Annotated in this window: 9 protein-coding genes; 2 read left to right on the top strand and 7 right to left on the bottom strand. The window is 69.2% G+C overall.

The features are described from left to right. The first annotated feature begins 36 nt into the window (after positions 1–36). Positions 37–510: a Fur family transcriptional regulator gene (locus QWJ39_RS08600; protein ID WP_290257362.1), complete on the top strand. Its 474-nt coding sequence runs from the start codon at positions 37–39 to the stop codon at positions 508–510. Here QWJ39_RS08600 and QWJ39_RS08595 read toward each other — a convergent pair. The 7 genes from QWJ39_RS08595 to QWJ39_RS08565 all read right to left on the bottom strand — a co-directional run bounded on the left by QWJ39_RS08595 (position 507) and on the right by QWJ39_RS08565 (position 8,451). Continuing rightward, the gene (locus QWJ39_RS08595) at positions 507–1,436 is read right to left on the bottom strand and encodes a hypothetical protein (protein ID WP_290257361.1); all 930 of its coding nucleotides are present in this window, start codon (positions 1,434–1,436) and stop codon (positions 507–509) included. The two genes, QWJ39_RS08600 and QWJ39_RS08595, sit on opposite strands and share 4 nt — an antisense overlap. Before the next feature lie 44 nt (positions 1,437–1,480). After that, the gene (locus QWJ39_RS08590; RefSeq protein ID WP_290257360.1) at positions 1,481–2,359 is read right to left on the bottom strand and encodes a metal ABC transporter permease; all 879 of its coding nucleotides are present in this window, start codon (positions 2,357–2,359) and stop codon (positions 1,481–1,483) included. After that, positions 2,360–3,175, bottom strand: coding sequence for a metal ABC transporter ATP-binding protein (locus QWJ39_RS08585; protein WP_290257359.1), 816 nt, complete (start codon positions 3,173–3,175; stop codon positions 2,360–2,362). 63 nt (positions 3,176–3,238) lie between these two features. Further along, positions 3,239–4,156: a zinc ABC transporter substrate-binding protein gene (locus tag QWJ39_RS08580; RefSeq protein WP_290257358.1), complete on the bottom strand. Its 918-nt coding sequence runs from the start codon at positions 4,154–4,156 to the stop codon at positions 3,239–3,241. A 97-nt stretch (positions 4,157–4,253) separates the two neighbouring features. Beyond that, positions 4,254–5,315, bottom strand: a complete 1,062-nt coding sequence (locus QWJ39_RS08575; protein WP_290257357.1) for a hemolysin family protein — start codon at positions 5,313–5,315, stop codon at positions 4,254–4,256. Further along, positions 5,312–6,667: a hemolysin family protein gene (locus tag QWJ39_RS08570; RefSeq protein ID WP_290257356.1), complete on the bottom strand. Its 1,356-nt coding sequence runs from the start codon at positions 6,665–6,667 to the stop codon at positions 5,312–5,314. Before QWJ39_RS08570 ends, QWJ39_RS08575 begins: the two co-directional genes overlap by 4 nt. Before the next feature lie 323 nt (positions 6,668–6,990). Continuing rightward, the gene (locus QWJ39_RS08565) at positions 6,991–8,451 is read right to left on the bottom strand and encodes a GuaB1 family IMP dehydrogenase-related protein (RefSeq protein ID WP_290257355.1); all 1,461 of its coding nucleotides are present in this window, start codon (positions 8,449–8,451) and stop codon (positions 6,991–6,993) included. Between the two features lie 261 nt (positions 8,452–8,712). On the opposite strand from QWJ39_RS08565, the gene QWJ39_RS08560 reads away from it, so the two are divergent. Beyond that, positions 8,713–12,525: a multifunctional oxoglutarate decarboxylase/oxoglutarate dehydrogenase thiamine pyrophosphate-binding subunit/dihydrolipoyllysine-residue succinyltransferase subunit gene (locus tag QWJ39_RS08560; RefSeq protein ID WP_290257354.1), complete on the top strand. Its 3,813-nt coding sequence runs from the start codon at positions 8,713–8,715 to the stop codon at positions 12,523–12,525. Positions 12,526–12,644 lie beyond the last annotated feature (119 nt).

The following is a 12,644-nucleotide window of genomic DNA, read 5'->3' as shown; positions in this document are numbered from 1 at the left end:
ATCCGGCAGCATCCCCGAGCAGCGAAGCGAGTTCCCATGTCCCACGGCGCCACCACCGACGGACGGCCGGCCGCCGCGCCGTCCGGCGGCAAGGACCAGCCCGCGGGCAGGGAGCAGCGGGTGACCAAGCAGCGTCTCGCGGTCAGCGCCGCGCTGGATGAACTCGCCGACTTCGTCAGCACCCAGGAATTGCATCGCATCCTTCAGGAACGGGGCACCTCCGTCTCACTCGCCACCTCCTACCGGATCCTGCAGTCGCTCGCCGACGAGGGCCTGGTGGATGTGCTGCGGAACGCCGACGGCGAGGTGGTGTACCGCCGCTGCGCCGTCACCGGACACCACCACCACCTGCTCTGCCGGAACTGCGGGAAGGCCGTGGAAGTCGAGGCGCCTGCCGTGGAGGCCTGGGCCGCCCGGATAGCCGCCGAGCACGGTTTTACCGCGGTGGAGCACACGGTCGAGATCTTCGGCCTGTGCCCGGAGTGCACGGCCCTGCAGGCCAACAGCTAGCCCGTTACCGCACCCACGGCGAACCGGATCTTGCCGCGCGGGTTGGTGATCACCAGCTCCGCCGAATCCAGCTGGTAGACCGACGGCTCACCGAAGAAGTCCCTTAGCCAGGCGCGCTTGTCCGCATCCAGGCAGTCCCCCACACCATCGGTCGTTCCCACCCCATCCGGGACCATGCCGAACCCGTCCACCGCCATCGGAACGGTCAGGTCCCCGCACGCGGTGCCGAGCACCGCCGTCGTGCCTGCCCGCCGATCGAAGCGCAGCTGCACGGGAGTGGCGGTGAGCCAGTACAGGTTCCGGCCTCGGGCCTGGGCCCATGACGAGCTGAACGTCCGGCAGCTCAGGTCGTCGGCCCCGTGGGGAGCCCCGGGGGCGGTGCCGCGACCAGTGGTTGCGGTGGGACAGCTCGACGGCGCGGCTGACGCCCCGGGCTGCGGGGCAGGCGGAGTGGACCGGGTCCGGGTGGCGGGATCGATGATCTTCGCTCCCCCGGTCGGTGGATTCCTGGGCTCGCCGATCGCGAGGTACCAGCGGTCCCCGGTCCACGAGATGGCGAACCGGACGGTGGGCTGCAGGCCTTCGCGCCAGGCGGTGACATTGGACGTAGAGGGGAAGTCGCTCCGGACCCCCAGGTGCCAGGTGTCCGGACCCCAGCCGCGGGTGGCGTCCACCAGCTGCTGCGCCTCCGGGCCGGCGTTCGTCATGGCGGGTCCGACGAGGGCGGCGACGTCGTCGGAGTTGCCGCCGATGGCCGCCGCCATCACGCTGCGGGCGAAGGGTTCGCGGCCGGCGGGATCCGGCGGGTGCGTCGTGGCCCCGAGGCCGCAGGATGTCACCGCCAAGACCAGCGCGGCGACAACCGCCGCCACAGCGACGCGAAAAACGCCACGGAAGCCGCCGCGCACCACACTCTGATCCCCCATGCGAGCACCCTACGGCACGGATGCCCGGAAAGCGTCGATTCCGCCTAAGCGGCCACGGGACTGGTCCGGCCGTTGAGGCCTCGCCGGGTGCGGACGCCGCCGATGACGCGGCAGACCACGTAGATCAGGAAGGACAGCGTGGTCACGTACGGGCTGATGGGAAGCCGGCCGCCCAGGGCCAGCAGGATCCCGCCGACCGTGGCGGACACGGCGAAGAGCACGCTCAGCAGCACCACCAGGCGCGGCGAGGAGGTCACCCGCAGGGCCGCCGCCGCCGGCGTGATCAGCAGCGCCAGCACCAGCAGCGCCCCCACGATCTGGATGGACAGGGCCACGCTGACGCCCAGGAGCACCATGAACCCCAGGGCCAGCCCGCGCACCGGGACACCGCGGGCGGCTGCCACCTTGGGATCGACGCTGGCGAAGGTGAGCGGCCGCCAGATGGCGATGAGCGCCAGCATCACCACGACGGCGGCGCCGGCGAGGACCTGTAGTTGGACCGTTCCCACCGAAACGATCTGCCCGGTGAGGAGGCCGAACTTGTTCGCGGCGCGGCCCTCGTACAGGGAGAGGAACAGGATGCCCAGGCCCAGGCCGAAGGGCATGAGCACGCCGATGGTCGAATTCTTGTCCCGCGCCCGGACCCCCATCACGCCGAGGATCAGGGCCGCCACCACGGACCCGGCGAGCGAGCCGGCCACCACGTCCGCGCCAACCAGCAGCGCGAAGGCGGCGCCGGCGAAGGAGAGTTCGGAGATGCCGTGCACGGCGAAGGCGAGGTCCCGCTTCATCACGAACGTGCCCACCAGGCCGCCCAGCAGGCCGAGGACCGCCCCGGCCCAGAGCGAGTTCTGCACCAGGGCCAGAAGCTCGCCGTAGTTCTCGAAGTTGAAGATGGCGTGCAGTACGGCGTCGAAGTCCACTTAACCCACCTCTCCGGCCACGGCGTGAGCGTCCTCGTGATGGTGGGTGGTGGCGTCCGGCAGGCCCACCACAATCAGCCGGCCGTTGGCGCGGATCACCTCGACATGGCTGCCGTAGAGGTCGGAGAGCACCTCGGTGGTCATCACTTCCTCGGGCGTTCCCACCCGGAAGCGGCCGCCGGCCAGGTAGAGCACCCTGTCCACGTAGTCCATGATCGGGTTGATTTCGTGGGTCACGAACACCACGGCGCTGTTCTGCTCGTGGCATTGCCGGTTGATCAGGGAGCTGACCGCCTGCTGGTGGTTCAGGTCCAGGGAGAGCAGCGGCTCGTCGCACAGCAGCACGCCCGGATCCGTGGCGAGGGCCTGGGCCACCCGCAGCCGCTGCTGCTCGCCGCCGGAAAGCTGGCCGACGGGCACCTTGGCATAGTCCTGCGCGCCCACCTCGGCCAGCAGGTCATCGATCCGACGGTTGACCTTTCCGCCGCCGACGCGGATGCCCCAGCGGTGGCCGTCAACGCCGAGGCCCACCAGGTCGCGGGCCCGCAGCGGGGTGTCCGGGTCGAAGGATTCCTGCTGCGGGACGTAACCGATCCGCCGGTTCCCTCGCGCGATCGGCTGCCCGTCGAGGGTACCGGTACCGGCGCTCAGTTCCTGCAGGCCCAGCAGCACCTTGAGGAAACTCGTCTTGCCGCTGCCGTTGGGCCCCAGGACGGCGAAGAACTCCCCCGGCATGATGTCCAGGTCCAGGTTCTCCCAGAGGACGCGGTTCCCGAACCGCAGGGAGGCGCCACGCAGGCTTACGACGGGTGTCAACTCGGGGATCCTCAATTTCTGTCGGGCCGAACGGCCGCGTCTGATGGGATGATTCTAGGTCCGCTAGCCCCGGCCGAGGGCCTTGGCAAGCGCGTCGATGTTGCCGGACATCCACTGGAGGTACGTTTTGCCCTCGGGCAGCGTCTCGCCGAAGTCCACCACCGGCACACCGGCCGCGGTGGCGGCGTCCTTGAGCGCGATGGTTTGCGGCCCCTCGGTTTGCGGGTTGTACGCCAGCAGGCGGATGGAACCGGATTTCACGAGGTCGACGGCGGAGCGCAGCACGGCCGGTGGCACGTCGGCACCGTCCTCGATCGCCGCGGTGTACTCCTCCGGCGTCCGGTTCTGCAGGCCGGCGGCCTCAAGCAGGTAGAGCGGCACAGGCTCGGTCACGGCGACGCCGGCGTTCCCGTCGGCGGCCTTAAGCGCGGCCAGCCGCGTGTCCAGTCCGGCGAGGTCCTTCTTCAGGGCCGCCGCGTTGGCCTTGAAGGCATCCGCGGAGGAGGGTTCCAGGGCCGCCAGCTTGTCGGCCAGGGCGTCGGCGAAGGTGCTCATGCCTGACATGCTGTACCAGACGTGCTCGTTGAAGGACGAGGCATCCCCGGTCTTGAGGCCCGAGGCGTCGGAGGCGTTCAGCAGGTTCTTCTCCCCCAAGCCGGCGTCCCCGGCCAGCTTGTGCAGGAAGTCGTCGTAGCCGCCGCCGTTTTCGACCACCAGCTCGGCCTTCGAGACGGTCAGCTTGTCCTGGGTCGTCGCCTCATAGGAGTGCGGGTCCTGGCTGGTCCGGTTGATGATCGAGGTGACGCGGACCTTGTCTCCGCCCACAGACTTGACCACATCCCCGTACACGCTGGTGGAGGCGACGACGTCGACCACGCCGTCGCCGGCACCCGCACGGTCTGCACCGGAACCGGTGCCGCAGGCGGTCAGCAGCAGGCTGCTGATGCCTGCGAGGAGAAGGACGGTGGCGGAACGGCGCACGGGAAGCCTCGAATCGTTTATTGAGAAGCGTTAGCAATAAAACGAGTCTAACCCTAAATAGGAATCATTCCTATTTAGGGTCAGACCCGCCGCGCCGCTACTCCTGTCCGAGCCTCCGGTAGCCGGTGGCCTGGGTGGCGTCCCGGATCTCGCCGACCAGCAGTTCGATGACGTCCTCGAGGAACAGCACACCCTGGGTGTGGCCGTCCGCGCCGATGACGCGGGCCAGGTGCGAGCCCGTGCGCTGCATGACGGACATGGCCTTCTCGATCTCGTCCCCCACGGCAAGGTTCGCGAGGGACCGGATCCGGCTCTCGGCGATCGGGTGGTGGTAGCGGGACTCCGGGATGGAAAGCACGTCCTTGATGTGCAGGTAGCCGGAGAGCATCCCCTCGTCATCCAGCATCGGGAAGCGGGAGAACCCGGTCCGGCTCACTGCCTTCTCGAACTCCTCCGGGGTGGTGGCGTCCTTGAGCATCACCAGCCGCTCCAGCGGCACCATCACCTCCGCTGCGGTGTGCTCGGAGAACTCCAGCGCACCGGTGATCAGCCCGGCGTCGTCCACTACCAGCCCGTGCCGGGTGGATTCCTGGACGATCGACTGGACCTCCTCCAGGGTGAAGGAGGAGCTCACCTCATCCTTGGGCTCAATCCGCATGAGCTTCAGGATGTGGTTGGCGGACCAGTTCAGCGCCACGATCGCCGGCTTCACGCCGCGGGCGATCAGCATCAGCGGCGGCGCCAGCAGCAGGGCCGCCTTGTCCGCCACGGAGACGGAGATGTTCTTGGGAACCATCTCGCCGAAGGTCACGTGCAGGAACGTCACCGCCAGCAGTGCGATGGCGAACGCGACGACGTCGGCCATCTCCACCGGGATGCCCACGCCCTCCAGCGGAACCGCCAGGAGGTGGTGGATGGCCGGCTCGGCGACCTGCAGGATCAGCAGGGAGCAGACCGTGATGCCCAGCTGCGCGCAGGCCAGCATGAGGGAGACGTTCTCCATGGCCCGCAGCGTGGTCTGCGCCCGCTTGGACCCGGCCTCGGCGAGCGGTTCGATCTGGCTGCGCCGGGCCGACATGATGGCGAATTCCGCCGCGACGAAGAAGGCGTTGCCGAGCAGCAGCACGGCCAGCCACAGGATTCCTGCCCAGTCGCTCATGCCGCACCTGCCTTCCCGGCATCGATGCGCCCGTTGTCCGGGCCGCCGCCGTGATCAGGCGGTGCAGGCTTGAAGCAGATCCGGTCGATCCGGCGTCCGTCCATGCGTGTGACGCTGAGGGTGCCGCCGACGACGTCGACCGTGTCACCCACCGCCGCGATCCGGCCCAGCTGGCTCATGACGTAGCCGCCCACGGTCTCGTACGTTGACTCGTCCGGGACGGTGAGTCCGGGAATCTGTTCGGAGAGTTCGTCCGGGCGCAGGAGCCCGGGGAAATACCAGTCACCCGAGGCGCTTTGCAGCAGGCCGGGGCGGACCTTGTCGTGCTCGTCGGCCACCTCGCCCACGATTTCCTCGACGAGGTCCTCGAGGGTGGCGATGCCGGCGGTTCCGCCGTATTCGTCCAGCACGACGGCCAGTTGGAGATTGCCCTCGCGCAGTTCGGCCAGCAGTCCGTCCAGGTGGATGGTCTCCGGCACCCGGAGGACCTCGGTCATGATGGCTCCGGCCTCGAGGTTGGCGCGGCGGTCCGCCGGGACGGCGATCGCCTTCTTGATGTGCACCACGCCGCGGATGTCGTCGGAGGATTCACCGATCACCGGGAACCGGGAGTAACCGGTGCGCTTGGCGGCCTCGACAATGTCGGAGACCGGCTGGTGGCTGTCGATGGTTTCGACCCGGATGCGCGGGGTCATCACGTCGGCCGCGGTGCGTCCGGAGAAGTTCAGCGTCCGCGACACGAAGTTCGCGGTCCCCTCGTCCAGGGTGCCCATGGCGGCGGAGCGGCGGACCAGCGAGGCGAGCTCGGCGGGCGTCCGGGCCCCGGAGATCTCCTCCTTGGCCTCCAGGCCGAAGAGGTGCAGGACCTTGTTGGAGAAGCCGTTGAGCAGCACGATGGCCGGCTTGAAGATGGCGGTGAACACCAGCTGCGGCCGGGCGAGAGCCTTGCCGACCTGGAAGGACAACGCGATGGCCGCGTTCTTGGGCACCAGCTCGCCGATCAGCATCGAGAGCAGGGTGGCCAGAATCATCGCCACGATCAGGGACACCGACGTCGCGGCAGCCTCCGCCAAACCGAGGGCAGCGAGCGGGCCCTCCAGCAGGCGGCCCACCGAGGGCTCCATGACGTAGCCGGTCAGCAGCGTGGTCAGGGTGATGCCCAGCTGGCAGCTGGAGAGCTGGGTGGAGAGGGACTTCAGGCATTTGAGCAGCGGCGCGGCCGCCGTGTCGCCGTTGTCCACGGCGCGTTGCACCGTTGCCTGGTCGAGCGCCACCAGGGAGAACTCGACAGCCACGAAGAAACCGGTGCCGAGGATGAGCAGGAAACCTGCTCCAAGCAGTAGCCATTCCATTTAGCGGCCCGCTTCGCGGGGCTGGAGGCCGGGCCGGGGGAAACGTCCCGGCGGAGGATGGTCAGCGGACGCCGACCCTGTTTCCTGGAAGACACTCCGGCCGGCAAAGGACGCGTGCCGGGCGCACGGGCTGTGCCGGGCGGCGGGAGTGTGATGGGCGCGTGAACGGGGTTTGCCGGCTCTGTGGGTGGACTGGGCGGGAACGGCGTGCGTTCCGCGCTGACAGCCCCCAGGCCGGCACCTAGATTTACTGTCCATAAGACTTTCAGTCTACAGGAGCACCGTTCCCCGCCACCGGGGTGTTTCCCGCCGCCCGGGCGCCGCTACCAGCTCTGCGGGACCGGGCGGCCTTCCTCGTATCCGGCGGCGGACTGCAGGCCCACCACCGCCCGCTCGCGGAAGGCGGCCAGGTCCGTGGCGCCGGCGTAGGTCATGGAGCTGCGCAGGCCGGCGGTGATCATGTCCAGCAGGTCTTCCACGCCCGGGCGCGCCGCGTCCAGGTACATCCGCGAGGTGGAGATGCCCTCCTCGAAGAGCGCCTTGCGGTCCTTGTCGAAGGCGCCCTCGCGCTGGTTGCGGTTCTGCACCGCCCGCGCCGAGGCCATGCCGAAGCTTTCCTTGTACTGGCGGCCGTTGGCGTCCAGCTGCAGGTCGCCCGGGCTCTCGTGGGTGCCGGCGAACCAGGAACCGATCATCACCTGGCTGGCCCCGGCGGCCAGCGCCAGGGCCACGTCGCGCGGGTAGCGGATGCCGCCGTCGGCCCAGACGCGGCCGCCCGCGGCCCGGGCGGCAGCGGAGCATTCGAGGACGGCGGAGAACTGCGGGCGCCCGACGGCGGTCATCATGCGGGTGGTGCACATGGCCCCGGGGCCGACGCCCACCTTCACGATGTCCGCGCCGGCGGCGATCAGTTCGCGGGTCGCCTCGGCGGTGACCACGTTGCCGGCCACGACGGGGACGCCGGGGTTGAGGCCCTTGACGGCGGCCAGGGCGTCGAACATCTTCTGCTGGTGGCCGTGGGCGGTGTCCAGGACCAGGACGTCGACGCCGGCGGCGAGCAGTTCGGCGGCACGGCCGGCCACGTCCCCGTTGATGCCGACGGCGGCAGCCACCTTGAGGGATCCTCCGGCGTCCAGCGAGGGACGGTAAAGCGTGGAACGCAGCGCACCCTTGCGGGTCAGGACGCCGGCCAGCACGCCGTCGCGCTGGACCGGGGCGAAGTCCGTGCCCGCGGCATCCATCGCCTCGAAGGCCCGGCGCAGCGCCTGGCCCGAATCCTCCCCGGCGGCGTCGAGGTCGGCGGCGTCGAACACCAGCGGCTGGTGGCGCATCACGGAGCCCAGCGACGCGAAGCGGTCCTGGCCCTCGAAGTCCGCGGCGCGGACAACGCCGGCGACAGCACCGGCGTCGTCCACCACGACGGCGGCGCCGTGCGGACGCTTCCCGATCAGGTGCAGGGCATCGATCACGGTGTCCGTGGTGCTCAGCCGCACCGGAGTCTCGAAGACCGCGTGCCGGGACTTGACCCAGGAAGCAACGTCCCGCAGCACCTCCAGCGGGACGTCCTGCGGCAGCACGGCCAGGCCGCCGCGGCGGGCCATGGTCTCGGCCATCCGCTTGCCGGTCACGGCCGTCATGTTGGCCACCACCAGCGGAATCGTCGAGCCGGTGCCGTCGTCCGCGGCGAGATCGACATCCAGCCGGGACGTGACCTCCGACCGGGACGGGACCAGGAAGAGGTCCGAGTAGGTCAGGTCGGTGCTGGGCTCACTGAGGAAACGCACGGTTGCTCCTTGCCGGGAAAGGGGTTCTCCGAACGATTCTAGGCGAGCCCTGCGACACTCCGGCGGCTGCCCCGAACCCGCTATTCCCGGCCCGCTACGGCCAGGCAATGATTTGAGTCACGCTTATTGGCGGATTCGCGCGGGTCGTCACTAGACTGGCAAAGGTCTGGGTTCACTGGACGCGGAGAACTGGTTCGATTGACGTGCTGCGGCACCGTGGAAACCAGCGGGAATCAAACTCATGGAAGAGGCGTATTTCAAGTGCCAGAGCAGCCAAGCCACCGTCTACCCGAGGAATTTGGCGGAAACGAGTGGCTCGTTGACGAACTGTACGAGCGGTACCAGCAGGACAAGAACACGGTAGACGCCAAGTGGTGGCCCCTGTTCGAGTCCTTCGAAGCCAGCGACGGTTCCTCGACCAACGGCGCGACGGCTCCGGCCGCAGCCCACCCCACCACCCGCGAACTCCCTGTCGTGGCGCCCGCCGCCTCGGCCCAGGCAGCCCCTGCCGCCCCGGCTCCCGCGGCTCCTGCCGCCCCGGCTGCTGCGCCCGCCGCTGCCGCCCCGGCCCCCGCCGCTTCGAAGGCTCCTGCCACCGTGGCCCGCGACGGCGCGAAGACCGCAGAGCCCGGCGCCGGCACCCAGCCCATCCCGGCCCAGCTCCCCAAGAACGTCAAGGCACCGACCGCCCCCGAAGAGGACGTCGTCTCCGTCCTCCGCGGCCCGGCGAAGGCCATCGCCGCCAACATGGTCACCAGCCTCGAGATTCCCACCGCCACCAGCGTCCGCGCCATCCCGGCCAAGCTGCTGATCGACAACCGCGTCGTGATCAACTCCAACCTGGCCCGCGCCCGCGGCGGCAAGGTTTCCTTCACCCACCTGATCGGCTACGCCGTCATCCGGGCCCTCGCCCAGTTCCCCTCCATGAACGTCTACTACGACGTCGTCGACGGCAAGCCCTCCGCGGTGCAGCCGGCGCACGTGAACTTCGGCATCGCGATCGACATGCCCAAGCCGGACGGCACCCGCCTCCTCATGGTCCCGAACATCAAGAAGGCGGAAACGCTCAACTTCTCCGAGTTCTGGCACACCTACGAGGACCTGATCAAGCGCGCCCGCAACGGCAAGCTGACCGCCGACGACCACGCCGGCACCACGGTCTCGCTCACCAACCCGGGCGGCATCGGCACCGTGCACTCGGTACCCCGCCTCTCCAAGGGCCAGGCCGCGATCATCGGCGTCGGCGCGCTGGACTACCCGGCCGAATTCCAGGGCGCCAGCGAAAAGATCATCGCCCAGAACGCCATCAGCAAGGTCCTGACCCTGACCTCCACCTATGACCACCGCGTCATCCAGGGTGCCGGCAGCGGCGAGTTCCTGAAGCTGGTCCACCAGCTGCTCCTCGGCGCGCAGGGCTTCTACGACGAGATCTTCGAATCCCTGCGCATCCCCTACGAGCCCGTGCGCTGGAGCCCGGACCTGCAGGTGGACCCGGCCGACGAGATCAACAAGGTCGCCCGAATCCAGCAGCTGATCCACTCCTACCGTGTCCGCGGCCACCTGATGGCGGACACCGACCCGCTCGAGTACGTCCAGCGCAAGCACCCGGACCTCGACGTCCTGACCTACGGCCTGACCCTCTGGGACCTGGACCGCGAGTGGCCCACCGGCGGCTTCGGCGGCAAGCCGATGCTGAAGTTCCGGGACATCCTGGGCGTGCTCCGTGACGCCTACTGCCGCACCACCGGCATCGAGTACATGCACATCCAGGACCCGGCCGAGCGCAAGTGGTTCCAGGACCAGCTGGAGCACCCGTACTCCAAGCCGAGCCGCGATGAGCAGCTCCGCATCGTCTCCCGGCTCAACGCCGCCGAGGCGTTCGAGACCTTCCTGCAGACCAAGTTCGTCGGCCAGAAGCGCTTCTCCCTCGAGGGCGGCGAGTCGCTGATCCCGCTCCTGGACGCCATCATCTCCGACGCTGCCGACGACGGCCTCGACGAGGTTGCGATCGGCATGGCCCACCGCGGCCGCCTGAACGTGCTGACCAACATCGCCGGCAAGACCTACGCCCAGGTCTTCCGCGAGTTCGAGGGCACCCAGGATCCCCGCTCCGTGCAGGGCTCCGGCGACGTGAAGTACCACCTCGGCACCGAGGGCACCTTCACCTCGGACAACGGCAAGCAGACCAAGGTCTACCTCGCCGCCAACCCCTCGCACCTCGAGGCCGTGGACTCCGTGCTCGAGGGCATCGTCCGCGCCAAGCAGGACCGCCTCGACCAGGGCGAGACCTTCCCCGTGCTGCCGATCATGGTCCACGGCGACGCGGCCTTCGCCGGCCAGGGCGTCGTCGCGGAGACCCTGAACCTCTCCCAGCTGCGCGGCTACCGCACCGGCGGCACCATCCACGTGGTGGTCAACAACCAGGTCGGCTTCACCACCGCGCCGTCGTCCTCGCGGTCCTCCACCTACTCCACCGACGTCGCCAAGATGATCCAGGCGCCCGTGTTCCACGTGAACGGCGACGACCCGGAGGCCGTAGTCCGCATCGGCCAGCTGGCCTACGAGTTCCGCCAGCGGTTCCACAAGGACGTCGTCATCGACATGGTGTGCTACCGCCGCCGCGGCCACAACGAGGGCGACGACCCCTCGATGACCCAGCCGCTGATGTACAACCTGATCGAGGCCAAGCGCTCGGTCCGCAAGCTCTACACGGAGTCCCTGATCGGCCGCGGCGACATCACCGAGGAAGAGGCGGAGCAGCTGCTGCGCGACTACCAGGAACGCCTGGAGCGGGTCTTCGCCGAGACCCACGCCGCGCAGACCTCGCCGATCCCGGTCATCACCGCGGACACCGGCGCCGTCTCCGACCTGGAGCTCCCCTCGGCCCAGCAGTCCGACACCGGCTCCGGAGCCCCCGAGTCCACCGCGATCTCCGCGGAGACCCTGGCCCGGATCGGCAAGGCCCACATCGAATACCCCGAGGGCTTCACCGTCCACGCCAAGCTCAAGCAGCTGCTGGAGAAGCGTGAAGTGATGTCCCGTGAAGGCGGCATCGACTGGGGCTTCGGCGAACTGGCTGCCTTCGGCTCGCTGACCATGGAGGGCGTCCCGGTCCGGCTCGCCGGCCAGGACTCCCGCCGCGGCACCTTCGTGCAGCGCCACGCCGTCTTCCACGACCGTGCCAACGGCGACGAGTGGACCCCGCTGGCCAACCTCACCGAGGACCAGGCCAAGCTCTGGATCTACGACTCCCTGCTCTCCGAATACGCGGCCATGGGCTTCGAATACGGCTACTCGGTGGAGCGCCCCGACGCGCTCGTGCTCTGGGAGGCCCAGTTCGGGGACTTCGTCAACGGTGCACAGACCATCATCGACGAGTTCATCTCCTCCGCCGAGCAGAAGTGGGGCCAGCGGTCCTCGCTGGTGCTGATGCTCCCGCACGGCTACGAGGGCCAGGGCCCGGACCACTCCTCGGCCCGGATCGAGCGCTTCCTGCAGCTCTGCGCCGAGGAAAACATGATCGTGGCCAACCCCACGACCCCGGCCTCGCACTTCCACCTGCTGCGCCGCCAGGCCTACAGCCGTCCGCGGAAGCCGCTGATCATCTTCACCCCGAAGCAGCTGCTGCGCCTCAAGGCGGCGGCGTCCTCGGTGGAGGACTTCACCTCGGGCGCCTTCCGCCCGGTCATCCCGGAGCACGAGCAGCTGCAGGCGGACGCCGTCGAGCGCGTGCTGCTGGTCTCCGGCCGGCTCTACTACGACCTGCTGTCCACGCGGCAGAAGACCGGGGACACCACGACGGCGATCGTCCGCGTCGAGCAGCTCTACCCGCTGCCCGCCGAGGAGATCGCGGCCGAACTGGCCAAGTACCCGAACGCCGAGGTTGTCTGGGCCCAGGACGAGCCCGCGAACCAGGGTCCGTGGCCGTTCATCGGCCTGAACCTGCCGGACGCCCTCGACCGCCGCGTGCGCCTCGTCTCCCGCCCCGCCTCCGCCTCCACGGCGGCCGGGTCGATGAAGCGCCACGCCGCCGAGCAGGACACCTTGCTCAAGCAGGCATTCGCACGTAAGTAGCACCGGGCTGCCCGGCCGGAAGTGGACCACCACGAACCGGCCGGGCAGCGTCGTTTAAACCAGCAGCCGGGTCCGTGGGCAGCGTCCCGGGTCGGGGCGCAGGGAGTGAAGAGGTAGAC

This window comes from Arthrobacter sp. YD4 (assembly GCF_030410515.1).
Lineage (GTDB): Bacteria > Actinomycetota > Actinomycetes > Actinomycetales > Micrococcaceae > Arthrobacter.
The sequence above is the reverse complement of the archived record's forward strand: the minus strand, read 5'-3'. Positions and strand labels throughout refer to the sequence as shown.

Coding starts and splice junctions, on each gene's coding strand:
- QWJ39_RS08570 (WP_290257356.1), bottom strand. CDS start 6,667: ATGGAATGGCTACTGCTTGGAGCAGGTTTCCTGCTCATCCTCGGCACC.
- QWJ39_RS08595 (WP_290257361.1), bottom strand. CDS start 1,436: ATGGGGGATCAGAGTGTGGTGCGCGGCGGCTTCCGTGGCGTTTTTCGC.
- QWJ39_RS08575 (WP_290257357.1), bottom strand. CDS start 5,315: ATGAGCGACTGGGCAGGAATCCTGTGGCTGGCCGTGCTGCTGCTCGGC.
- QWJ39_RS08600 (WP_290257362.1), top strand. CDS start 37: ATGTCCCACGGCGCCACCACCGACGGACGGCCGGCCGCCGCGCCGTCC.